Here is a 22,143-nt window from a genome sequence, read left to right on the forward strand (position 1 = left end):
GGAAATGGCCAAGATTGAGACGGAACAGACACTCGCCGAGAAGGTCGGCACCCTCGCCCTGACGCTCGCGGCCGGCTGGGTCGCGCAGAAAGCGGTCAGCATGATCTGGAAAGGCGTGACCGGCAACGACGCGCCCAGCAAGGCGGACGACCCGGAGCTGGACCTGGTGCAGGCGACCGTGTTCGCGGCCGTGGCCGCCGGCACCGCGGTGCTCGCGAAGCGCATGGCCTCGAAGGGCGCGTCGACGGCGGCACTTCGACTCGCCGCCCGCCGCGCCGCGCGCTGACCCGTCGGATGCCCGGCCGGGGATCACCGGGCCGGGCATCCGGTCGCAGGTTCAGCCGGACGTGCGCGCCGACACCTTGCGCGGCCGCCGGGTGAGCAGGGGGTCGTGCCCGCGAGGCCGCCCCACCGGCTCGACGCCGTCCAACGCACGTGTGAGGGCTTCCTGCGTGATGCCCGTCCGCTCGCGATCCGCCCCCTCGCGATCGGCCCGCAGCCCGGCCATCACCTGGTCGGCGGCCAGCCGGAGCGGGATGTCGACCCGCTGGGCGGCTTCGTGCAGCAGCTGACCGGCGGTCTCCTCGCTCACCCCGCGTACCGCCATGACGACGCCCTTGGCCTGCTCGATCACCGCCTGGCTGACGAAGGCCCTGGTGACGACCGCCTCGGACCTGCGCGCCAGCGCCTCCTTCTGGACGGGCGTGACGTCGATGACGTACCCGACCAGCTCCGGCGACCGGTCGGGGCCGCTGCGTCGGCCCTGGCCGATGACGACCACCGAACGTGTGCGGCCCTTGCGGTCCACTATCCGGTGCGCGCACGCGAACGGCCGACCCGTCCGCAGGGCCTCGGCGGCGGCCCGCACCACACGGGCGCGATCGTCGGGATGCTTACGGGACCGGAGCGCCTCGAGGCCCGGCTGGACCTCGTGCCGTTTCCACCCGTGCATCGTGTACAGCTCGTCGGACCACCACCAGGTCCCCGACATGATGTCGACGCGGTAGGTGCCGACGAGAAGGTTGGTCCCCAGACCAAGAGCATGCGCCAGGTCACCCGCCGAGAAGCTCGGTGACGGTTCAGCCGTGTCGCCGCCTGCGCCGTCCACGATGCTGAGCCTGGGCTGCTGCAGAGAAGGGGGCATCTTGAACCTCCCAGATCCGAAGTGGACCTGGAGCCGCTTCATGACTCCGCCACTTCGATTCTAGGAGCGAGGCGCTGCGAGTGCCAGACCCTCGTGCCAGCCTGGGACGGGCCGGCCCGAGGGCCGGCGCAGGGACCGACCGGCACGGATCGAGCAGCACGGATCGAGCAGCGGAGGTGCACCGTGAGCGAGACCCCCTACGACGCGACGACCGACCTGGCAGACACCGGCAGCGGCACACCGGGGGTCATGGCCTCCGGCCCGCTCCGCACCGACGTCGTGGTGGTCGGAGCCGGTCTCACCGGTGTCGTCACCGCCCAGCTGCTCGCCGACGGCGGCGCCGACGTCGTGGTGCTCGATGCCCGCGGCGTACGCGCCACCACCACCGCCCGCTCGACGGGCAAGCTCTCGGTGCTGCAGGGCACCCGGCTCGCCCGGATCGCCCGCCACGGCGACGAGGTGGTGCGCGACTACCTCGCGGCCAACTTCGCCGGCCTGGGGTGGCTGCGCCGCACGCTCGCGGACCTGAACGTGCCAGTCGATAACCGGGACGACCTGACCGTGGCGGCCACCCCCGAGCAGGTGGCCGACGTCGACGCGGTGCTCGCGACCTGCGCCCGCCAGGGACTCACCGCACAGTGGGAGGAGGACCCGCCGTACCCCGCGCGGTCCTACGGCGCGGTACGCCTGCCGGGCCAGGCTCAGGTGGACCCGCTGCGCATGCTCTCGGCGTTGCGCGCCCGCCTGCGCGCCCGCGGCGTGCAGGTGCACGACGGCGTCCGGGTGCACCAGGTGCGCCGGCGCCGGTCTGGCGTCGCGCTGCGCACCAGCCGTGGCGCCATCCTCGCGGACCGTGTGGTGCTGGCCACCGGCACTCCGCCCGGGCGGCTGGGCGGGCTGTTCCTCCGGCTGGAGGCGGGCCGCAGCCTGCTCACCACGTGGGAGATCACCGACCCGGCCGCGCTGCCGCCCGGGTTCGACGAGACCATGTCGATCACCGCCGGGTCACCCGTGCGATCGCTCCGCACGGCCGGCGGGCTGCTCATGGTGGGCGGCGATGGCTACACCGTCGGCAGGGAGCGGGACCCTGCCCGGCGGCTGGCCGCGCTGGAGGAGTGGACCCGGGTCCACCTCCCCGTGGACCAGCCCCGGCACACGTGGGCGGCCCAGGACTACACCAGCGACACCGGCCTGCCGCTGGTCGGGCCGGTGGTGCCAGGGGACGACCGCGTGCTCGTGGCCACCGGCTACGCCAAGTGGGGGCTCACCAACGGTGCGGCGGCCGGGCTGGCGCTCGCCGGGCGTATCCTCGGCGACCCCGTCGAGTGGGGTCTCACCTTCGAGCCGTGGGCCCGCAAGCCCACGCCGAGAGTGAGCACCGCGGCCACCTTCGCCGTGCAGACCAAGGGTTGGGCCCGTGCGGCGACCCGTCCCAGCGGACAGCGGCCGGGTGCCCCGTGCGTGTCCCGGGTCTGCCCGCACGCCGGCGCCGTCGTGCGCTGGAACGAGCAGGAGCAGTCCTGGGACTGCCCCGCGCACGGCTCGCGGTTCGAGCCGGACGGCACGCTGATCGAGGGCCCCGCCACCGAGGACCTGGCGCGGCGCTGAAGGGCGCCGGGACCCACTACCTGCTCCTACGCAGGCGTCCCGGAACCTCGATCTCGTCGAGAAGCGGTTCAAGATGCGAGTGCTTCTCAGCGCCTCGAACGTAGGAGAACCGGAAGAAGCCCGGTGACGACCATTCCGTGGAGGTCACTGTGCGAGTCCTCGGTGTCAATGCCCTCTTCCATGACCCGTCGGCGGCGCTCGTCGTCGACGGTCAGGTGATCGCCGCAGCGGAGGAGGAGCGGTTCAGCCGACGCAAGCACGGCAAGCGCCCCGTCCCGTTCGCCGCCTGGGAGCTGCCGGAGCAGGCGATGCGGTGGTGTCTCGACGTCGGGGGCCTGCGGCCGGAGGACCTGGACGCCGTCGCCTACTCGTTCGACCCGGCCCTCGCCAAACCGTCGGACGAGATGGGCCTGCCCGACCCGTGGGACTGGCTGCGGCAGCGGTACGCCGGACGAGCGCCCCAGTTCATCGCCACCGCGCTGCCCGGGCTCAACCCCGCCACCGTGCGCTTCGTGCCGCACGAGGTGTCGCACGCCGCATCGGCAGCCCTCGCGTCCCCGTTCCGCACCTGCAGCGTCATGTCGCTCGACGGTCGCGGCGAGCGGTCCTCCTACCTCGCGGGCCGGTACGCCGACGGGCAGCTCGAGGTGCTCGCGAGCCAGGAGCTGCCGCACTCCCTCGGCCTCGTCTACGAGTCCCTCACCGAGCACCTCGGGTTCCTGCGGTCCAGCGACGAGTACAAGGTGATGGCGCTCGCGTCGTACGGCGGTCCGCGGTTCCTGCCCGAGCTGCGCGAGCTGCTCCGCACCACGCCCGACGGCGGCTTCGTGGCCGAGGCCCCCGACTGGTCGCGGTGGGCGGCACCGTCGATGCCGGGCTCCATCCAGGAACCGAGCGGCGCGGGCGGCCTACCGCCCGACCAGGCCGACCTCGCGGCGTCGGTCCAGGCGCGGCTGGAGGAGCTGCTCGTGGAGCTCGCCACGGCCCTGCACGAGCGGACCGGCGACACCGCGCTGACACTGGCGGGCGGCACCGCACTGAACTGCGTGGCCAACTCGCGACTGTGGCGCGAGACCCCCTTCGAGCACGTGTGGGTCCAGCCCGCGGCGGGTGACTCGGGTACGGCCCTCGGCGCGGCCCTGCAGCTGACGGTGGAAGCCGGCGTACGGACGGTGCCCATGACGTCGGCGGCGCTCGGCCGCGGATGGTCCGACGACGAGCTGGCCGACGCGCTGCGCACGGCGCGCGTGCCGTTCACGACCCCGGCCGACCTGCCGGAGCAGGTCGCGGGCGTGCTCGCCGACGACGGGATGGTGGCCTGGTTCGACGGCCGCTCCGAGTTCGGGCCGCGCGCGCTCGGCCAGCGCTCGCTGCTGGCCCACCCGGGTACGCGGGCCAACACCGAACGGCTCAACATCGTCAAGGGACGCGAGCAGTTCCGGCCGGTGGCACCGATGGTGCTCCTGGAGGACGCCGCGGACATCTTCTCCGGCGGCCCGATCCCCAGTCCCTACATGCTGTTCGTCCACGACGTCGCCACGGCCTGGCGCGACCGGATCCCGGCGACCGTCCACGTGGACGGCACGGCCCGGATCCAGACGGTGGACGACTCGCAGCCGCGCCTCCAGTCGATGCTCCGCGCGTTCCGCGCGCGCACCGGGCTGCCGGTGGTGGTGAACACGAGCCTCAACACCGCAGGCCGCCCGATGGTGGACAGCCCACGGGACGCGCTGGAGCTCTTCGGCTCCGCGCCCGTCGACGTCCTGGTAGTGGGCCCCCACCTGGTCCGGCGTGCGGACCTGTTCGCCGGCGGCGAGCCGTCCGGGGGTGCCGCGTGACACCTCCGTACTCGATAGTCGTCCCGACGATCGGCCGCCCGCAGCTGGGCGCGCTGCTCGACTCGGTGCGCGTCGCCTGCGCCGACGGGCCACCGCCGCTCGACGTGGTGGTGGTCGACGACCGGCCGTTCCCGGTCGAGGGCACGAACCCGCCCCTCGACCTCGGGCCCGACCCGGTGCCCGGTGTGCGGGTGCTCCGCACCGGCGGTCGCGGCCCGGCCGCCGCCCGCAACACCGGCTGGCGCAGCGTCCGCACGGAGTGGGTCGCCTTCCTGGACGACGACGTGGTGGTCCCGGAGCGCTGGGCAGCCAACCTGGAGCAGGACCTCGCGGCCGCAGGCCCCGACGTCGCGGGTGTGCAGGGCCGGATAGTGGTACCGCTGCCGGGCCACCGGCCCCCGACCGACCTCGAACGCAACACCGCGGGGCTGGAGGCGGCTGCCTGGGCGACCGCCGACATGGTCTACCGCCGGGCCGCGCTGGAGGCGGTGAGCGGTTTCGACGAGCGCTTCCCCCGCGCGTACCGCGAGGACGCCGACCTCGCGCTGCGGGTCCGCGAGGCGGGCTGGGGCCTCGTCCGGGGCGCCCGGTTCGTCGAGCACCCCGTCCGGCCCGCCGGGGACCTGGCGAGCGTGCGGGCCCAGGCCGGCAACGCGGACGACGCGCTGCTGCGGACGCTGCACGGCCGTGACTGGCGCCGACGCACCGGGGCCGGCCGAGGTCGTCTGCCGTGGCACGCCGCGACGGTGGCGGCGGGGCTGACGGCGCTCGGCGGCAGCGTGGCCGCCGTCGTCCCCGGCACCCGTAGCCCGCGCGCGGCGCGTACCACCGCTGTCCTCGCCGGATCGGCCTGGGCGGCGCTCACCGCGGTGTTCGCCGCCGAGCGGCTCCGGCCCGGGCCGCGACCCGGCGACGATGGCTACGGCCCGGAGCTGCGCCGCATGGTCGTGACGAGCGCGCTGATCCCGTTCGCCGCCGTCGCACACCGGGTCCGGGGGGCGTTGCGGTGGCGGCGCGGGCTCGGCGAACGCGTGCCGGCCTGGCCGCCGCCCGTCCGCGCGGTGCTGTTCGACAGGGACGGCACGCTCGTCCGCGACGTGCCCTACAACGGGGACCCCGACGCCGTCGAACCGATGCCCGGCGCCCGGCGCCTGCTGGACGGTCTACGGGCCGGCGGTGTGCGGATCGGCGTGGTGTCCAACCAGTCGGGCATCGGCCGCGGGCTGCTCACGAGCGCACAGGTGGATGCGGTGGACGAGCGGGTCCGCCGGCTGCTGGGCCCGTTCGACACCTGGCAGCGCTGCCCGCACCGGCCGGAGGAGGACTGCACGTGCCGCAAGCCCGAGCCGGGCCTCGTGCTCCGCGGCGCGGCGGCGGTCGGCGTGCTCCCGGCGGAGTGCGTAGTGGTCGGAGACATCGGCTCGGACGTGGGCGCCGCCGTGGCGTCCGGCGCACGTGGCGTCCTCGTGCCGACCGAGGTGACCAGGCGCGAGGAGCTGTCCGCTGCTCCCGTCGTGGCCGCGCCTCTCGATGAGGTGGTGATGTTGCTATGACCTCCACGGAACGCCCTGTCCGGGTGCTCGCGATCCGGCTCGACAGCGACGGGGACGTGCTCCTGACCGGCCCCGCCGTGCGCGCGCTGGCCGCTACCTACGACCAGGTGGACCTCCTGGTCTCCAGCTCCGGGCTGCAGGCCGCCGAGCTGCTGCCCGGCGTCACCGAGACGCTGCGGTTCGACGCGCCGTGGTCCGGCGCGGAGCCGCCCCGGGTCTCGGCCGAGGCCGTGCTCGACCTCGTGGCCGGTCTCGTCGCGCGCCGCTACCAGCTCGCGGTGATCTTCACGTCGTTCCACCAGTCGCCGCTCCCGATGGCGCTGCTGGCCCGCCTCGCCGGCGTGCGCCGGATCGTCGCGGTGAGCGAGGACTACCCCGGCTCGCTGCTCGACGTACGGCACAAGCGCCCACCGGGGCTGCACGAGGTGGAGGCGGCCCTCGACCTCGCGGAACAGGCCGGAGCCGTGCTGCCGGTGGAGGACGACGGGCTGCTCGCCGTCCGCCGTCCGCTCCCCGCCGTGCCGCAGCGGGCCGAGCGCGCGCTCGGTGTCGGGGGCGCCTGGCAACAGCGTTCGGTGGTCCTCCACCCCGGAGCGTCCGTGCCCGCCCGTGCGCCGCTGCCCGAGGACGCCCGGGCCATCGCCGAACGCCTCGCGCACGACGGCTGGGAGGTGCTCGTGACGGGCGCCGCGGCGGAGCGGGACCTCACCGCCTACGTGGCCGGCGACCACGCCATCGACCTGGGCGGGCAGACCAGCCTGGCCGAGCTCGCCGCCGTCCTGGAGTCGGCGGCGTGCGTGGTCGTCGGGAACACCGGCCCGGCGCACCTGGCCACGGCCGTCGGTACGCCGGTGGTCAGCCTGTTCGCGCCGGTCGTTCCAGCTGACCGGTGGGCGCCGTACGGGGTGCCCAGGCTGCTCCTCGGGGACCAGGGCGCCGCGTGCCGCGGCACACGGGCCCGTACGTGTCCCGTAGCAGGCCACCCGTGCCTCACGTCGGTCACGCCGGAGCAGGTGTCCGACGCCGTCGCGCGCCTCACGTACCTGCAGCCTCGTGCTTCGGCGTCCGCGGGCAGGAACCGCGCAGCGGGGTGGCCCTCATGAGGATCCTCCTGTGGCACGTGCACGGCTCGTGGACCACCGCCTTCGTCCAGGGCGAGCACGAGTACCTGGTGCCGGTGCTGCCCGGCCGGCCCGCCGACGGGCGGGGGCGTGCCGAGACCTGGGACTGGCCTGCCTCGGTACGCGAGCTGGACCCTGCCGGGCTGCGCCGGGCGTTCGACGAGGAGGGGGTGGACGCCGTGGTGCTCCAGCGGCCGCACGAGGCCCGCCTCCTGCGCGAGTGGACCGGACGCCGGGCCGGACGGGACGTGCCGACCGTGTACCTGGAGCACGACGCCCCCGGCGGCCCCGCCGCCGCCACGCGGCACCCCCTTGCCGACGTCGGCACAGCTGCCGACGGGCTCGTCCCGATAGTGCACGTGACCCGGTTCAACGCCCTCATGTGGGACACCGGCAAGGCACGTACCGCCGTGATCGAGCACGGCATCCCCGACCCGGGCCACCGGTACACCGGGGAGCGCGAGACCATCGCGGCGGTCGTGAACGAGCCGGTCCGCCGGTGGCGGGCCGCCGGCACGGACGTGCTGCTGGAGGTCGCCCGCCAGGCCCCTGCCGAGGTGTACGGGATGGGCACGTCGCTCCTGGCGGAGCATCTCTCGCCCCTCGGCCCGACGGCCGCGGGAGCCGCCGACCGCCTGTACGACCTGCCCCAGGCGGAGCTGCACGACCGGCTGGCGGGGGCACGCGCCTACCTGCACCCGTACCGGTGGACGAGCCTCGGGCTCGCCCTGCTGGAGGCAATGGCCCTCGGCCTGCCCGTGCTCGCGCTGCCCGTCACCGCCGCGTATGCGGCGGTGCCACCCGAGGCCGGCGTGCTCAGCGCGGACCCGGACGAGCTCGCGGCGGTCGCCCGGCGCTGGCTCGCCGACCCGTCGGAGGCCGCCGCCTACGGCAAGGCCGCCCGGGAGCACGTGCTCGCCCACTATCCGCTCGACCTGTTCCTCGACCGCTGGACCACCCTGCTGACACAGGAGGTGTCGCCATGAAGATCGGCATGATCTCGGAGCACGCCAGCCCGCTCGCCGTACTCGGTGAGGCGGACGCCGGTGGGCAGAACGTCCACGTCGCGGCGCTGGCACAGCGCCTCGCCGCGGACGGCCACACCGTCGACGTCTATACGCGGCGCGACGACCCGGCGCTCCCGGAACGGGTTCCCCTCACCGACGGCGTCGACGTCGTGCACATCGACGCCGGCCCACCCGAACGGCTGCCGAAGGACGACCTGCTGCGCTGGATGGACCAGTTCGGCGACGAGCTCGCGGCCCGCTTCACCGACCCCGAGGTGCGGCCGGACGTGCTGCACGCGCACTTCTGGATGTCGGGCCTGGCCGCGCTGCGCGCGACCCGCCGGGCGGACGACGACGGACCGGCCGTACCGGTGGTCCAGACCTTCCATGCGCTGGGCTCGGTCAAGCGCCGGTACCAGGGCGCCGCGGACACCAGCCCCACCGCCCGGATCCCGCTGGAGCGGACCCTGTGCGCGGACGTAAACCTGGTGATCGCCACCTGTCAGGACGAGGTGCGTGAGCTGCGGCAGCTGGGCGCGCCGGACGACCGGGTCCACGTGGTGCCGTGCGGCGTCGACCTCGGTGTGTTCACGCCGGGCACCGCCCGGACGCACCAGGAGGACGAGGACCGGCCCCTGCGTCTGCTCTCCCTGGGCCGGCTCGTGGAGCGCAAGGGCGTCGCGACAGTCGTCGAGGCGCTCGCCCGGCTCGGCGACCAGGCTCCCCCGGTGGAGCTGCTGATCGCCGGCGGGCCGCCCCTCGGCGAGCTCGACCGCGACCCCGAGGTGCGCCGCCTGCGCGCCCAGGCCGAGCGGCTGGGCGTCGGCGACCGGGTCCGGTTCCTCGGCGCGGTGACTCACGAGGACGTCCCGAACCTGCTCCGGGACGTCGACATGGTGGCCTGCACACCCTGGTACGAGCCGTTCGGCATAGTGCCGCTGGAGGCCGCCGCGTGCGGGCTGCCAGTGATCGCCTCCGCGGTCGGCGGCATGCTCGACACGGTGGTGCACGAGCGCACGGGCCTCCTCGTCCCGCCGCGTGATCCCGCCGCCGTGGCCGACGCGCTGCTGCGGCTCTCGGACCGCCGGTTCCGGCTCCGGCTCGGAGCCGGCGCCCGGGTCCGCGCCGAGCGCCAGTACGGCTGGGCCTCAGTGGCCCGGCAGACGGTCGAGGCCTACGCCGAGGTCGTCAGTTCCTCGTCCGCCCGTCGGCCCCTGCCGCAGTGGTCCGCGACGGACGCTCCGCTGGTTTCCGCAGGAGGTACCCGATGAGTTCAGAGCCCGTCCGACCGACCGCCCTCCAGCCCTCCTCCAGCGGCCGGAGCTGGCTCCGGCAGCACCGCGCCGACCTGACGGTCGGCCTCGACCACCTCAGCGCCAGCTTCGACCGGATCGAGGCATGGGGCCAGGACCTCGCCGACCGGCTGGTCTCGGGTCATCGGCTGCTCGTGGCGGGCAACGGCGGCAGCGCCGCCGAGGCCCAGCACCTGACCGCCGAGCTCGTCGGCCGGTTCGAGGACGAGCGGATACCGCTCGCCGCGATCGCCCTGCACGCCGAGACCTCCAGCCTCAGCGCGATAGTCAACGACTACGGCCAGGACGAGATGTTCGCCAGGCAGGTCGCGGCGCACGGCAGGCCGGGCGACGTCCTGCTGTGCCTGTCGACGTCCGGCGCGAGCGCCAACGTGCTCGTCGCGGCCCGGCGGGCCAGGGAGCTCGGGCTCACCACCTGGGCGCTCACCGGCCAGGCGCCGAACCCGCTCGCGGCACTGTGCGACGACGCGCTGACCGTCCCGTCGTCGTCCACGTCGGCGGTGCAGGAGGTCCACCTCGTCGTCGCGCACGCCCTGTGCGCGGTGCTCGACGCCCACATCGCCGCCAGCACCCGGGCCCGCCGTACGGGGTCGCAGAGAGCCCGGTCGAGGACGGCCGGAGCACGCGCATGACCGGGAACGGCACCGTCGTCGGCGATCTCTCGCGCAGGCTGGTCGGCTCTGCGTCCGGCGGGGCGTCCGGCGGGGCGTCCGGCGGGGCGGCCGGCGGGGCGGCCGGCGGGGCGGCCGGCGGGGAGATCGCCCGGCCCCGGGTCGCCGTCGTCGGAGACGTCCTGCTCGACCGGGACGTCGACGGCTCGGTCACCCGGCTCGCGCCCGACGCTCCGGTGCCGGTCGTCGACGTGACAGAGGTCCGCCAGAGCCCGGGTGGCGCGGGGCTGGCCGCCCTCCTGTGCGCGCAGCGGGCCGACGTCGTGCTCGTGGCGCCCCTCGCGGACGACGCGGACGGCCAGGAGCTGCGCCGCCAGCTCGCCGACGTCACGATCGTCCCGCTCCGGCACGAGGGCTCGACCCGCCGCAAGACGCGCGTCCGCAGTTCCGGGCAGGGCCTGGTCCGCGTCGACGACGGCGGGCCCGGCACCCCGCTCGGTGTGAACGAGGCGACCGCCGAACGGGTGCGGAACGCCATCGCGGGCTGTGACGCGGTGCTCGTCGCCGACTACGGCGGTGGCGTGACCCTCGAGCCGCTCCTGCGGGAGGTGCTCGCCGAGTCGGCCGCGCGCGTGCCGCTCGTCTGGGACCCGCACCCGCGCGGCGGCGATCCAGTGCCCGGCACGGCACTGGTGACGCCGAACGCGGCAGAGGCCGAACGGGCGGCGCGGCAGCTCCCGCTGCCGCCCGCCGACGAGGACACCGAGCTCCCGGCGGTGGCGGACGTGCTGCGCCAGGCCTGGGACGCGCGGGCGGTCAGCGTCACCGCCGGGGACCGGGGCGCCTTCGTCGCCACCCGGCCGCCCGACGACGACGGTACCGGCGAGGGCCCGGGCGTCATCCGGCACCTGCCGGCCCAGCCCGCGCACGGGCCGGATCCCTGCGGGGCCGGCGACCGCTTCGCCGCGACCGTGGCGGACCGGATGGCGCGCGGGGACGAGGCCACCACCGCCGTCCGGGAGGGGGTGGTCGCCGCGAGCGCCTGGGTCGCGTCAGGGGGTGCGGAGGGTTTCCGACGCGCCCGCGAGGCCGCTCAGCGGCCCGCCGAGCGGAGCGGCCCCGAGTCCCTCGAGGAGCTCGGCGCCCGGCTGCGCGCGGCGGGCGGTGTGCTGGTCGCGACCAGCGGTTGCTTCGACCTGCTGCACGCGGGCCACGTCGCCATGCTCGACACCGCGCGTGAGCTGGGCGAGCACCTGGTGGTGCTGGTCAACTCGGACCGTTCGGTGCGCCGCCTCAAGGGACCCGAGCGACCGGTGGTGCCCCTGGCCGACCGGCTCCGCGTCCTGGAGGGCCTCGCGAGCGTCGACGCGGCCGTCGTGCTGGACGACGACGAGCCGTCGGCCGCCGTTGCCGCACTCCGTCCGGACATCTGGGCCAAGGGCGGCGACTACACGTGGTCCGAGCTACCTGAGGCCGCCGTCGTCCGCTCCTACGGGGGACGTGTGGTGACCCTGCCGTACCTCCCGGGCCGCTCGACGACCGGGCTCGTCAGCCAGGTCCGGGCGGCCGAACCCCTGCCCGCCTCGATCCCATCGACCATGAGGAGGTCATCATGACCGCGACCACCACCCCTACCGCTGCCACACCGTCCGCCGGCCCCGCACCCGCCTCCCCGCTCGTGCCCAGGCCCGTCGGCACGGTCTTCGTCACCGGCGGCTCGTCCGGCCTCGGCGCGGCGCTCGTCGACGTCCTGACCGCCGCTGGCGGCACGCCCGCCGTGCTCGACGTGGCCGAGCCGGCCGCCGACGTGCCGTTCGCCGCCGCCGACCTCGGCGACCCGGGCGCCGCACAGGCGGCAGTCGACTCGCTGGTGGAGCAGGTGGGCCCACCCGACGCGGTGGTGACCGCCGCCGGGATCGACGCATGCGGCCCGCTCCTCGACATCGATCCGGAGCACTGGGAGCGCGTCGTCCGCGTCAACCTGTTCGGCACCGTCTCGGTGGTCCGGGCGGTGCTCCCCTACCTGGAGGAACGGCGCGGCACGGTGGTCACCGTGGCCTCGACGCTCGCGCTGCGCGGCGCGGGCGACGCGACGGCGTACTGCGCGTCGAAGTGGGGCATCCGCGGGTTCACCCAGGCTCTCGCCGCCGAGTACGCGGGCCGGGTCGGCGTGACGTGCCTGATCCCCGGCGGCATGCGGACACCGTTCTTCGACGGCCGCACCGAGCAGTACAAGCCGGGCCCGGACGCGGATCTCAACGATCCGGCCGCCACGGCCGCCGCCGTCGTGACGGCGCTGACCCAGCCGCGGGGTAGCGAGATCCGGGAGATGCTGGTCATGGCGTCAGGAGAGGCCTCGTGGCCGTGACCCGACGGGCGACCGGGCCGACCAGGAGCTCGGCATGACCGTCCTCGTTCTGCGGGCGCTCGGGCTCGGCGACGTGCTGACCGGCGTGGCCGCGCTCCGTGGGGTGCGGCGGGCACTGCCGGGACACCGGATAGTGCTCGCCGCACCCCGGCCCCTCGGCCAGCTGCTCGTCGACCACGGGATCGTCGACACCGTCCTGCCGTCCCAGGGGCTGGCCCGCCTCCCCTGGCCCTGGGCCGGCCCGTGCCGCACCCAGGACGCGTCCCGACGCATCGCGATCGACCTGCACGGCAGCGGGCCGCGGAGCCACCGCGTGCTGCAGGCGACGCGGCCGGACACCCTGATCGCGTTCGACAGCCCGGACGCCGGCCACGCTGGGCCCGACTGGGACGACGACGAGCACGAGGTGCTCCGCTGGTGCCGGCTCGTGCGGAGCGTCGGCGGGTACTGCGGGCCGGAGGACCTACGCCTCGGCCCGCCCGCTCCGGACGGCGCCCGGGCAGAGGTGATAGTCCACCCGGGCGCCGCGGCGGAGGCCCGCCGCTGGCCCGTCTCCCGCTGGGCACGGGTCGTCGACGCGCTGGTGGCGCAGGGCCACTACGTGGTCCTCACCGGGTCCGAGGCGGAGCAGGACCTCTGCGCCAGGGTGCGGCTCGAGGCGGACGCGGGCGGTGCGGTGCGCGACACCTCGGGCCGGCTCGGCCTGCCCGCGCTGGCCGGGCTGGTGTCCACCGCCCGGCTGGTCGTCAGCGGGGACACCGGCATCGCACACCTCGCCACCGCGTACGGCACACCCTCCGTCACGCTGTTCGGGCCCACGCCGCCCGCGCTGTGGGGGCCCACGCTCGACCCGCACCGCCACGTCGTCATCTGGCACGGCAGGCGGGGAGCGCCACGGCGCGACCCGAACGCGGGCCGGCTCGACCCGGCACTCGCCCGGACAGCGGTCGACGAGGTCGTCGCCGCGTGCGAGTCGATGCTCACGCGGCTCCCTGAGACCGCGAACGGAACCATGACACCGTCCGGTCCAGACCGTCCATCCAGCCGACCTGCGGTTCCCAGCCCAGCTCCGTACGCGCGAGGGTGATGTCAGGGCAGCGCATCCCAGGGTCGTCCACCGGCCGTTCGACGTGCTCGACCGGCGACCGGGAGCCGGTCGCCCTGATCACGTCCTCCGCGATCTGGCGGACGGTGAGCTCGTGCGGGTTGCCGAGGTTCATCGGGCCGGGGTGCCCGCTGCGCGCGAACGCCAGGAGGCCGGCCACCAGGTCGTCGACATAGCAGAGCGACCGCGTCTGGCTGCCGTCGCCCGCGACCGTGAGCGGTTCGCCCGCGAGCGCCTGCCGGACGAAGGTCGGCACCACCCGCCCGTCGTGCGCTCGCATGCGGGGCCCGTAGGTGTTGAAGATCCGGACGATCCCCGTGTCGGTCCCGAGTGCGCGCCGGTACCCCGCGGTGAGTGCCTCGCCAAAGCGCTTGGACTCGTCGTAGACGCTCCTCGGTCCGACGCTGCTCACGTTCCCCCAGTACTCCTCTGTCTGGGGATGAACCTGTGGATCGCCGTACACCTCTGACGTGGAGGCGAGCACGAGGCGCGCGCCGTGCTCGCCCGCCAGGTCGAGTGCGGCGCGGGTGCCGCGCGAGCCGGCGTCGAGCGTCTCGATGGGGTGCTCGAGGTAGTCGACGGGCGACGCGGGCGAGGCGAGGTGCAGAACCAGGTCGACACCGGGACGCAGGGCTGCCCGAACCGCGCGGGAGCCGAATCCCTCGGCGACGTCGCACTGCTCGAACTGGAATGCCGGGTGCCCGCGCAGGCCGCCGAGGTTGTCGGGGGCGCCCGTCAGGAGGTTGTCGAGGCAGACGACCTCTGCCCCGGAGTCGAGGAGCGCCTCGCACAGCCTGCTGCCCACGAATCCGGCGCCGCCGGTGACGACCGCCCTCATCTCAGGGCCTCACCTGGGCATGGGTTCCAGCTGTCGCCGCGCATGGGGTCGTCCTCTCACCGGAGCTCCGGCAGCCTGGTCTCGACCGCACCGTTCAACGGTGCATCGGAGCCACTTCACTCGCAGCCGAGCGCCCGGGCCGGTCCCGCGACCCGCGCGACGTGACACCCTGGTCCCGTGAGCTTCACGCACCTTGACGACCGCGGCCAGGCCCGCATGGTCGATGTCACCGCCAAGCAGCCGACGATCCGCTCCGCGACCGCGACGGGCGCCGTCCGCTGCGGTCCCGACGTCGTGCGGGCGCTGCGCGACGGCGCCGTCCCCAAGGGGGACGTGCTGGCCGTGGCCCGCATCGCCGGGATCGCGGCCGCGAAGAGGACGCCGGAGCTGCTGCCGCTCGCGCACGTGATCGGCGTGCACGGCGCCGCGGTGGACCTCGAGGTGACCGACGACGGCGTCACGATCACGGCGACCGTCCGCACGGCCGACCGCACGGGGGTGGAGATGGAGGCGCTCACCGCTGTCGCCGTCGCGGGCCTTGCCGTCGTCGACATGGTCAAGGGCCTCGACAAGTCCGTCTCGCTCGCGGACGTACGCCTCGAGCGCAAGACGGGCGGCAAGTCGGGCGACTGGGTGCGTCCGGAATGATCACCGTCCGCTATTTCGCCGGCGCCCGGGAGGCCGCCGGGGTCACTTCCGAACAGCTCGGCGGCCCGACGTCGGTGGCTGCCCTCCGCGCGGCTCTCACGGCAGCGCACCCGCGCCTGGCGGACGTACTGCCGAAGTGCGCCCTGCTGGTGGCGGGGGCCCGCACGACGTCCGACGAGGCCCGGATCCCGGACGACACGACGGTAGACGTACTGCCCCCCTTCGCGGGCGGCTGACCCCGCTCAGGTGGCTGACCCCGCTCGGGTCAGTGGTCGCCGCCGACCAGCTGCGAGCGGACGTGCGGCCAGAGCGTGAGCACCACCTGGAGCCCGTCGCGCACCCCGCCGGACGACCCGGGCAGGTTCACCACCAGCGCGCGGTCCCCGTCGGCGGTGCCGGCGATCCCGGCCAGCCCTCTGGAGAGCGCGGCGGTGGGCACGCCCGCAGCGATGCCCTGCTGGCGGACGGCCTCCGCGATCCCCGGGATCTCGTGGTCGAGCACCTCGCGCGTGCCCTCGGGGGTGAGGTCCCGCGGGGCGATCCCGGTGCCGCCGGTGGTGATGACGAGCCGCGCGCCGTCGTCGAGCACGGCGCGCAGCGCGTCCCGGACCGACTCGACGCCGTCGGGCACCAGGTGCTGGTGCACGTCGGTGAGCCCCGCCTGCTCCAGGAGCGACACCGCCGTCGGGCCGGACCGGTCCTCCGCCTCGCCGCGTGCACAACGGTCGGAGACGGTGATCACCGCTACCCGGTCGGATGTCATACCGACACGCTATCGGCCTCCGGCTCGTGGGGCTTGGCTGCCTCGGCGGCCTTGTCGCGACGGTACGCGCGCACCGCCCACGCGACGGCGGCGGCCCAGGTCACCCAGATCACCACGTACACGATGTTCATCAGGACGGGGCCTGCGGCGATCCAGTCGCTGTTGAGCAGCGTGCGCGAGTTGGTGAGGATGATGACGCCGCCCACGAGGGAACCGAGGACGCGCGGCGGCACGAGGCGCACCAGCCATGCGGCGATCGGCGCGGCGATCAGGCCACCGATGAGCAGGGCAAGCACCCAGGTGAAGTCGATGCCCTCGCCGCTGAGGCCGATGAAGAAGCCGATGCTCGCCGCGATGGCCACGAAGAACTCGCTGGTGTCGATCGAGCCGATCACCTTGCGGGGTTCCATGCGGCCGCTCGCCAGGATCGCGGGGGTGCCCACGGGGCCCCAGCCGCCACCACCGGTGGCGTCCATGAAGCCGGCCACCAGGCCGAGCGGGGTGAGGAAACGACGGCGCAGCGGCTTGTCGGAGCGCGCCGGCAGGCCCTGCAGCGTGAAGCGGAGCAGCACGTAGATGCCCAGCCCCAGCAGGAGCAGCGACATCACCGGCTTGGCGATCTCGGTGGAGAGCGACGACAGGAAGGTGGCGCCGGCGAACGCACCGATGGCGCCCGGGATACCGATCCGGGCGACAACCTTCCAGTCCACGTTGCCGAAACGCCAGTGCGAGGCGCCGGACGCGAGCGTCGTGCCGATCTCGGCGAGGTGCACGGTGGCCGACGCCGCGGCGGGGTTGGTGCCGATCGCGAGCAGCAGGGTCGTGGAGGTCACGCCGTAGGCCATGCCCAGACTGCCATCCACAAGCTGCGCGCCGAGGCCGACGAGCGCCAGCAGGATCAGGGTTCTCATGGTCGTGACCTTCCAGGTCCGGGGAATACGGCGGAGGCCGCACCAGTGCGGCCCGCGCTAGAGTAACCACCCAACCCGGTCGGAAACAACGACCATCTCACGCATCGGATAAGTACGCATGACGAGCCGGGTGAAAGCTCTGCGATCCGTCAGAATTCGGCCAGGATCCGGACGTCGACCGGGCTCAGGAGTTGGCCCAGGCCGACTCGCCCTGCGTGAGGGCGCGGATGTCGTCCGGCAGCGTGCCGTCCACCAGATCGGCGAGCGATACCGACTCCAGCACGGCGCGGACGTTGGCGCGCAGCGCCACCCACACGTGGAGCAGCGGGGCGGCCGGACCCTGGAACTCCAGGTCGGACGGCCGGGTGCCGCGGACGAAGACCAGCGGACCGTCCACGGCCCGCACCACGTCGGCGACGGTGATCGAGTCGGCCGAGCGCGCCAGCCGGTACCCACCGCCCGCCCCGCGGTGGCTCGTGACGAGCCCGTCGCGGCGCAGGTCGCTCAGGATGCCCTCCAGGAAGCGGTGGGGAATGTCCTGCGCACGGGCCAGGGCCTCGGCGCGGACGGGCCCGTCGTGGTCGGCCGCCGCCAGCTCGGCGGCCGCCCGGACGGCATAGTCGGCTCGTGCGGAGATCCTCATGCCTCCATTCTCTCCTGTACCCCCACCATGGTGTGCCGACCGGCAGTGCTTCCGCAGACCAGGAGAGATCTCTGGATAGGAGCCGCACGCTCGGTGATAATCTCGACAGTGTGCCGCACATGAGGATTCGAGAGGCCGCCGCGTACCTCGGCGTCAGTGACGACACCGTGCGCCGCTGGATCGACCGAGGGCTGCTCGGCGTCCGCACGGACGACTCCGGGCGCAAGGTCGTCGACGGTTACGAGGTTGCGATGGTGGCGCGTGAGCACGCCTCGCCACCCGGCCTGCCGCCGGGTCTGCGCAGCTCCGCGCGCAACCGCTTCGTCGGCCTGGTCACCGCCATCCAGGCCGACACGGTCATGGCGCAGGTCGAGCTGCAGTGCGGGCCGTTCCGCGTCGTCTCGCTGATGAGCAGCGAGGCCGTGCGCGACCTCGGCCTGGAGCCGGGATCGGTGGCGGTAGCCGTCATCAAGTCGACGAACGTCGTGATCGAGACCGAGGATCGGCCGGGTTCCGCATGAACGGGCACGGGCGCCGGCTGATGGTGGGCGCGCTGGCCGCGGGGTTCCTGGCGGCGGGCACGCTGTCGGCCTGCAGCGGACCGCCCAGGGCCGACGGCGGGGACGCGCCGTCCGACCGGACGCTCACCGTCTACGCCGCAGCGTCGCTGACCAGCACGTTCGAGCAGATCGCCGCGGACTTCGAGGCGGAGCACGACGGCGTCTCCGTCGAGCTGTCCTTCGCCGGCTCCTCGGACCTGGTCGCCCAGCTCCAGCAGGGAGCACCGGCGGACGTGTTCGCATCGGCGGACGCCGCGAACATGGACAAGCTCGCCGCGGACGGCCTGCTCGCGGGGACACCTGCCGACTTCGCGGCGAACACCCTGATGATCGCGGTCCCGCCGGGCAATCCGGCGGGTGTCGCGTCGCTCGCGGACCTGGCCGCGGAGGACCTGAACCTGGTCGTCTGCGCGCCCGAGGTGCCGTGCGGCGCGGCGACCGAACGGGTCGAGCGGGCGGGCGGCGTCTCGTTCTCCCCGGTCAGCGAGGAGCAGAGCGTCACCGACGTGCTGAACAAGGTCATCACCGGCGAGGCCGACGCCGGCCTCGTCTACGTCACGGACGTCCGCGCCGCCGGCGACCAGGTAGAGGGCATCGAGTTCCCCGAGTCGGGCGACGTCGTCAACGTGTATCCCGTCTCGGCTCTCGGGGGCAGCACGCAGCCGGAGCTCGCCCAGGAGTTCGTCGAGGCCGTGCTGAGCCCGGACGGGCAGAAGGTGCTGTCCGACGCCGGCTTCGCGGCGCCATGATCCCCCGGTGGGTCGCCGGGGTCGCTGCGGTGGGCGCGCTCCTTGTGGTGCTCCCCCTCGCGGCGCTGGCGGCCCGCGTGGACTGGCCGAACTTCTGGACCCTGATCAGCAGCGAGTCGTCGGTGGCCGCGCTGCTCCTGAGCCTGCGCACCTCGGCCGTGAGCACGCTGCTGTGCCTCGTGGTGGGGATACCGCTGGCCCTGGTGCTGGCCCGCGCGCGCTTCCTGGGGATCAACCTGCTGCGTTCACTGGTGCTGGTGCCGCTCGTCCTGCCGCCTGTGGTGGGCGGGATCGCGCTCCTGTACACCTTCGGACGCCGCGGGCTGCTCGGCGAGTCCCTCGAGGTGGCGGGTATCCAGATCGCGTTCTCCACCACGGCCGTCGTGCTGGCGCAGACCTTCGTGGCCCTGCCGTTCCTCGTGATCAGCCTGGAGGGCGCCCTGCGTACGGCGGGCACCCGGTACGACGTCGTCGCCGCGACCCTTGGCGCCCGGCCCACCACCGTGCTGCTCCGGGTGACCCTGCCGCTGGTGTGGCCCGGCCTGCTGTCCGGCACGGTGCTGTCCTTCGCCCGTTGCCTGGGCGAGTTCGGGGCGACCATCACCTTCGCCGGCAGCCTGCAAGGCGTCACGCGGACGCTACCGCTGGAGATCTACCTGCAGCGGGAGACCGACCCGGACGCGGCGGTCGCGCTGTCCCTCGTCCTCGTGGCGGTCGCCGTGCTCGTCATCGGCTTCACCCGCCGTAGCCGGAGCGCCCTGTGAGCCTTGCCCTCTCCGCACATCTCCCGGACCGCGACGTCCAGCTCGACCTCGAGGTCGCCGACGGCGAGACCGTCGCCCTGCTCGGCCCCAACGGCGCCGGCAAGTCCACTCTCCTGGCAGTCGCAGCCGGGTTGCTGCGCCCGCACGACGGCCTGGTCACCCTCGATGCCCGCACGCTTACCCACGTCGAGGCCGGCCGCACCCGCGCCTGGGTGCCCCCGCACGCACGGCAGGTGGCCCTGCTGGCCCAGGACCCCCTGCTGTTCCCGCACCTCTCGGTGCGGCAGAACATCGCGTTCGGGCCCCGGGCCCGCGGCGCCTCCCGGCTGTCGGCCGGCGCGGAGGCCGACCGCTGGCTGGACCGGATCGGCCTGGCCGATCTGGGCGAGCGGCGCCCGTCGGCGATCTCCGGCGGGCAGGCCCAGCGGGTCGCGGTAGCCCGGGCGCTTGCGACCCAACCCCGGCTCCTGCTGCTCGACGAGCCCATGGCCGCCCTTGACGTCGACGTCACGCCGGCGCTGCGGCACCTGCTGCGCGAGGTCCTCAGCAAGCAGACCGTCGTCATCGCCACGCACGACGTGCTGGACGCACTCCTGCTCGCCGACCGGGTAGTGGTGCTCGACGGCGGCCGCGTCGTCGAGGAGGGCCCTACCCGCGAGGTGCTCTCCCGGCCCCGGAGCGCGTTCGCCGCCCGGATCGCGGGCCTCAACATCGTGGCGGGCATCTGGTCCGCCGAGGACGGCGGGATCCGCGCGGCGACCGGCGTCGTGGTCCACGGCCTGCCGCACGACGACGGCGGGGGCGCCGACCGAGCGCTGCCCACGGCCGGGTCGCCGATGGTCGCGGCGTTCCGTCCGACATCCGTCTCGGTCTTCCGTGCCCGCTCGACCGGCTCCCCCCGCAACTCCTGGCCGGTCACGGTCACCACCCTCGAACCGCACGGTGATCTGGTGCGGGTCCGGGCCGGCAACCTCAGCGCGGACATCACGCCCCAGGCTGTGGCCGACCTCGCGCTCACGCCGGGAGACTCGGTCTGGTTCACGGTCAAGGCGACCGAGGTAGACCTGTACCCGGCCTGACGACCCGCGCCCGGCCGCGGACGATGCGGTCAGGCCAGGATCTGGCCCGCCCGCTGTGCGGAGGCCGCGAACGAGCCGGTCAGCGGCAGCTCGGGCAGGATCACGGCCTGGGCGGCGTGATAGACGTCAGGCTTGCCGATCCACGTGCGGCCCGACGGCCGGTTCTCCGTGTCGAGCTCGTGGTGCCAAGAGCCGTGCTCGGCGTCGACGAGGTTCTCCCGGATCCAGGCCCACCACTCGGCCTCGAGCTCCGCATAGCGCGCCTCGCCGGTGACCCGCCCCAGCACCTGCGCGGTCGCGACCGCCTCGGCCGCTACCCAGTGGAAGCGCCGCGCCTCTACCGGCGTGCCCGACCAGTCGGTCGTGTAGACGAAACCGCCCCCGTCGGGGTCCCAGCCGTCGGCGACCGCTCGCTCGAACAGCGCGACGGCGGCTTCCGTCCGTCGACCGGATGTGCCCGCCTCGGCATCGATCTGCAGCAGCAGCCGGGACCACTCGAGTCCGTGACCGGGTGTGGCTCCGTACGGCTTGAACGGGTCATGGGGCCGGTCCGCGTTGTACTCGAGGAGCGGGTTCCACGCCGCGTCGAAGTGCTCGGGGATCCGCCAGTCGTTCGACTCCGCCCAGCTCACCACGCGATCGCCGATGGCCGCCGCGCGGTCCAGCCACAAACCGTCTCCGGTCGCGGCGTGCGCCGCCAGCAGCGCCTCGACGGCGTGCATGTTCGCGTTCACACCACGGTAGTCCGAGGTGTCGGACCAGTCGCGTGACCGCTCGTCGAGGTGCAGCTCCTGCTCCGGCTCCCAGAACCGCGCGTCCAGCAGGGCCAGGGCCTTGGTCAGCAGCTCGGACGCTCCCGCTATGCCCGCGATCTTGCCGGAGGAGGCGGCGAGCACCACGAACGCGTGCGCGTACGCCTGCTTCGTGCCGACCACCTCGTCACCCTCACCCCGAGCCGCGAGCCATCCGCCGAACTCCACGTCGCTCAGAACGTCCTGGAGACCACTGATTGCCCGCGCGGCATACTCGTCCGCACCGCTGACCCCGAGCAGGTGCCCCAACGCGAAGACGTGCGCCATGCGCGACGTGATCCACGTTTCCACAGGGTGTGAGCTGTCGGGACGTCCGTGATCGTCGAGCCAACAGGCAGCCCCGTCGTCACGAACCGACGCCTCAGCGAAACGCAGCAGCGAGACGAAGTGGTCCCTGCGCCACGCCGACTCACTCGTGCTGGCGGGCTGGTTGCCGGTGGAGTCCGCGCCGGTGCGGGTTATGTCTGCGTTCACATGGCCACGATAGCCGCGGTCGATGTATCCCCGGCAATTTTGCCCACGTGGCGGCCGGCCGGGGCTCCTGGCTGCGACTTTGCCGGCCGGCGCTCTGACCCTGCGGGAGGGTTCTGGAATGCAGGAAGGGGGTGGAGCCGCACGAACCCTTGCGGGCTTGTGCTGGCTCCACCCCCTTGCTGGGAATGGTTGTCCGGCGGCGTCCTACTCTCCCACCCCGTCTCCAGGGCAGTA

The 22,143-nt window shown here is 74.1% G+C and carries 23 protein-coding genes; 17 read left to right on the forward strand and 6 right to left on the reverse strand.

The window, feature by feature from the left end; all coding sequences use genetic code 11:
* The first annotated feature begins 4 nt into the window (after positions 1 to 4).
* Entirely contained in the window at positions 5 to 286 is a 282-nt protein-coding gene (locus AB0F70_RS18780) for a DUF4235 domain-containing protein (protein WP_357451429.1), read from the forward strand.
* Positions 287 to 337: 51 nt separating this feature from the next.
* Here AB0F70_RS18780 and AB0F70_RS18785 read toward each other — a convergent pair whose 3' ends face one another.
* The gene (locus tag AB0F70_RS18785) at positions 338 to 1,144 is read right to left on the reverse strand and encodes a PAS and ANTAR domain-containing protein (RefSeq protein ID WP_357451432.1); all 807 of its coding nucleotides are present in this window, start codon (positions 1,142 to 1,144) and stop codon (positions 338 to 340) included.
* Between the two features lie 183 nt (positions 1,145 to 1,327).
* On the opposite strand from AB0F70_RS18785, the gene AB0F70_RS18790 reads away from it, so the two are divergent.
* From AB0F70_RS18790 to AB0F70_RS18835, 10 genes are all read left to right on the forward strand, one after another.
* Positions 1,328 to 2,752 carry an FAD-dependent oxidoreductase gene (locus tag AB0F70_RS18790; protein ID WP_357451435.1) on the forward strand — a complete coding sequence of 475 codons (1,425 nt, stop codon included), beginning with the start codon at positions 1,328 to 1,330 and terminating at the stop codon, positions 2,750 to 2,752.
* Positions 2,753 to 2,901: 149 nt separating this feature from the next.
* Positions 2,902 to 4,590: a carbamoyltransferase C-terminal domain-containing protein gene (locus AB0F70_RS18795; RefSeq protein WP_357451438.1), complete on the forward strand. Its 1,689-nt coding sequence runs from the start codon at positions 2,902 to 2,904 to the stop codon at positions 4,588 to 4,590.
* Positions 4,587 to 6,143 (forward strand): HAD-IIIA family hydrolase, encoded by a 1,557-nt coding sequence (locus AB0F70_RS18800; protein WP_357451441.1) that lies wholly within the window; start codon positions 4,587 to 4,589, stop codon positions 6,141 to 6,143. Before AB0F70_RS18795 ends, AB0F70_RS18800 begins: the two co-directional genes overlap by 4 nt.
* Complete coding sequence (locus AB0F70_RS18805) at positions 6,140 to 7,246, forward strand: glycosyltransferase family 9 protein (protein WP_357451444.1); 1,107 nt, start codon at positions 6,140 to 6,142, stop codon at positions 7,244 to 7,246. Before AB0F70_RS18800 ends, AB0F70_RS18805 begins: the two co-directional genes overlap by 4 nt.
* Complete coding sequence (locus tag AB0F70_RS18810) at positions 7,243 to 8,250, forward strand: glycosyltransferase family 4 protein (RefSeq protein ID WP_357451447.1); 1,008 nt, start codon at positions 7,243 to 7,245, stop codon at positions 8,248 to 8,250. The genes AB0F70_RS18805 and AB0F70_RS18810 overlap by 4 nt, the downstream gene beginning before the upstream one ends.
* Positions 8,247 to 9,542 carry a glycosyltransferase gene (locus AB0F70_RS18815; protein WP_357451450.1) on the forward strand — a complete coding sequence of 432 codons (1,296 nt, stop codon included), beginning with the start codon at positions 8,247 to 8,249 and terminating at the stop codon, positions 9,540 to 9,542. The genes AB0F70_RS18810 and AB0F70_RS18815 overlap by 4 nt, the downstream gene beginning before the upstream one ends.
* Positions 9,539 to 10,216 carry an SIS domain-containing protein gene (locus tag AB0F70_RS18820; RefSeq protein WP_357451453.1) on the forward strand — a complete coding sequence of 226 codons (678 nt, stop codon included), beginning with the start codon at positions 9,539 to 9,541 and terminating at the stop codon, positions 10,214 to 10,216. Before AB0F70_RS18815 ends, AB0F70_RS18820 begins: the two co-directional genes overlap by 4 nt.
* On the forward strand, positions 10,213 to 11,811 hold the full coding sequence (locus AB0F70_RS18825; RefSeq protein WP_357451456.1) for a PfkB family carbohydrate kinase: 1,599 nt from the start codon (positions 10,213 to 10,215) through the stop codon (positions 11,809 to 11,811). The genes AB0F70_RS18820 and AB0F70_RS18825 overlap by 4 nt, the downstream gene beginning before the upstream one ends.
* A complete protein-coding gene (locus AB0F70_RS18830; RefSeq protein WP_357451459.1) occupies positions 11,808 to 12,563 on the forward strand; it encodes an SDR family NAD(P)-dependent oxidoreductase in 756 nt (251 codons plus the stop codon). Before AB0F70_RS18825 ends, AB0F70_RS18830 begins: the two co-directional genes overlap by 4 nt.
* A gap of 34 nt (positions 12,564 to 12,597) precedes the next feature.
* The gene (locus tag AB0F70_RS18835) at positions 12,598 to 13,650 is read left to right on the forward strand and encodes a glycosyltransferase family 9 protein (RefSeq protein ID WP_357451461.1); all 1,053 of its coding nucleotides are present in this window, start codon (positions 12,598 to 12,600) and stop codon (positions 13,648 to 13,650) included.
* On the opposite strand, the gene AB0F70_RS18840 is transcribed toward AB0F70_RS18835, so the two are convergent.
* The gene (locus tag AB0F70_RS18840; RefSeq protein WP_357451465.1) at positions 13,544 to 14,506 is read right to left on the reverse strand and encodes an NAD-dependent epimerase/dehydratase family protein; all 963 of its coding nucleotides are present in this window, start codon (positions 14,504 to 14,506) and stop codon (positions 13,544 to 13,546) included. The genes AB0F70_RS18835 and AB0F70_RS18840 overlap by 107 nt on opposite strands.
* Positions 14,507 to 14,683: 177 nt before the next feature.
* On the opposite strand from AB0F70_RS18840, the gene moaC reads away from it, so the two are divergent.
* Both moaC and AB0F70_RS18850 read left to right on the forward strand, forming a co-directional pair.
* The gene (gene moaC / locus AB0F70_RS18845; protein WP_357451468.1) at positions 14,684 to 15,154 is read left to right on the forward strand and encodes a cyclic pyranopterin monophosphate synthase MoaC; all 471 of its coding nucleotides are present in this window, start codon (positions 14,684 to 14,686) and stop codon (positions 15,152 to 15,154) included.
* On the forward strand, positions 15,151 to 15,390 hold the full coding sequence (locus tag AB0F70_RS18850) for a MoaD/ThiS family protein (protein WP_357451471.1): 240 nt from the start codon (positions 15,151 to 15,153) through the stop codon (positions 15,388 to 15,390). The genes moaC and AB0F70_RS18850 overlap by 4 nt, the downstream gene beginning before the upstream one ends.
* Positions 15,391 to 15,419: 29 nt before the next feature.
* Here AB0F70_RS18850 and AB0F70_RS18855 read toward each other — a convergent pair whose 3' ends face one another.
* From AB0F70_RS18855 to AB0F70_RS18865, 3 genes are all read right to left on the reverse strand, one after another.
* Positions 15,420 to 15,917 (reverse strand): MogA/MoaB family molybdenum cofactor biosynthesis protein, encoded by a 498-nt coding sequence (locus AB0F70_RS18855; RefSeq protein ID WP_357451474.1) that lies wholly within the window; start codon positions 15,915 to 15,917, stop codon positions 15,420 to 15,422.
* Positions 15,914 to 16,828, reverse strand: coding sequence for a sulfite exporter TauE/SafE family protein (locus tag AB0F70_RS18860; RefSeq protein WP_357451476.1), 915 nt, complete (start codon positions 16,826 to 16,828; stop codon positions 15,914 to 15,916). The genes AB0F70_RS18855 and AB0F70_RS18860 overlap by 4 nt, the downstream gene beginning before the upstream one ends.
* 184 nt (positions 16,829 to 17,012) lie before the next feature.
* The gene (locus tag AB0F70_RS18865) at positions 17,013 to 17,471 is read right to left on the reverse strand and encodes an Rrf2 family transcriptional regulator (RefSeq protein WP_357451479.1); all 459 of its coding nucleotides are present in this window, start codon (positions 17,469 to 17,471) and stop codon (positions 17,013 to 17,015) included.
* Positions 17,472 to 17,581: 110 nt separating this feature from the next.
* On the opposite strand from AB0F70_RS18865, the gene AB0F70_RS18870 reads away from it, so the two are divergent.
* From AB0F70_RS18870 to AB0F70_RS18885, 4 genes are read left to right on the forward strand one after another with little or no spacing between them, the layout of a single operon-like run.
* A complete protein-coding gene (locus tag AB0F70_RS18870) occupies positions 17,582 to 17,992 on the forward strand; it encodes a TOBE domain-containing protein (RefSeq protein ID WP_357451482.1) in 411 nt (136 codons plus the stop codon).
* Positions 17,989 to 18,780 carry a molybdate ABC transporter substrate-binding protein gene (modA, locus tag AB0F70_RS18875; protein ID WP_357451485.1) on the forward strand — a complete coding sequence of 264 codons (792 nt, stop codon included), beginning with the start codon at positions 17,989 to 17,991 and terminating at the stop codon, positions 18,778 to 18,780. Before AB0F70_RS18870 ends, modA begins: the two co-directional genes overlap by 4 nt.
* A complete protein-coding gene (locus AB0F70_RS18880; RefSeq protein WP_357451488.1) occupies positions 18,777 to 19,544 on the forward strand; it encodes an ABC transporter permease in 768 nt (255 codons plus the stop codon). The genes modA and AB0F70_RS18880 overlap by 4 nt, the downstream gene beginning before the upstream one ends.
* The gene (locus tag AB0F70_RS18885) at positions 19,541 to 20,623 is read left to right on the forward strand and encodes an ABC transporter ATP-binding protein (protein WP_357451491.1); all 1,083 of its coding nucleotides are present in this window, start codon (positions 19,541 to 19,543) and stop codon (positions 20,621 to 20,623) included. Before AB0F70_RS18880 ends, AB0F70_RS18885 begins: the two co-directional genes overlap by 4 nt.
* A gap of 29 nt (positions 20,624 to 20,652) precedes the next feature.
* Here AB0F70_RS18885 and AB0F70_RS18890 read toward each other — a convergent pair whose 3' ends face one another.
* Complete coding sequence (locus AB0F70_RS18890) at positions 20,653 to 21,909, reverse strand: AGE family epimerase/isomerase (RefSeq protein ID WP_357451494.1); 1,257 nt, start codon at positions 21,907 to 21,909, stop codon at positions 20,653 to 20,655.
* Positions 21,910 to 22,143: the final 234 nt, after the last annotated feature.

This window comes from Promicromonospora sp. NPDC023805 (assembly GCF_040639635.1).
GTDB lineage: Bacteria > Actinomycetota > Actinomycetes > Actinomycetales > Cellulomonadaceae > Promicromonospora.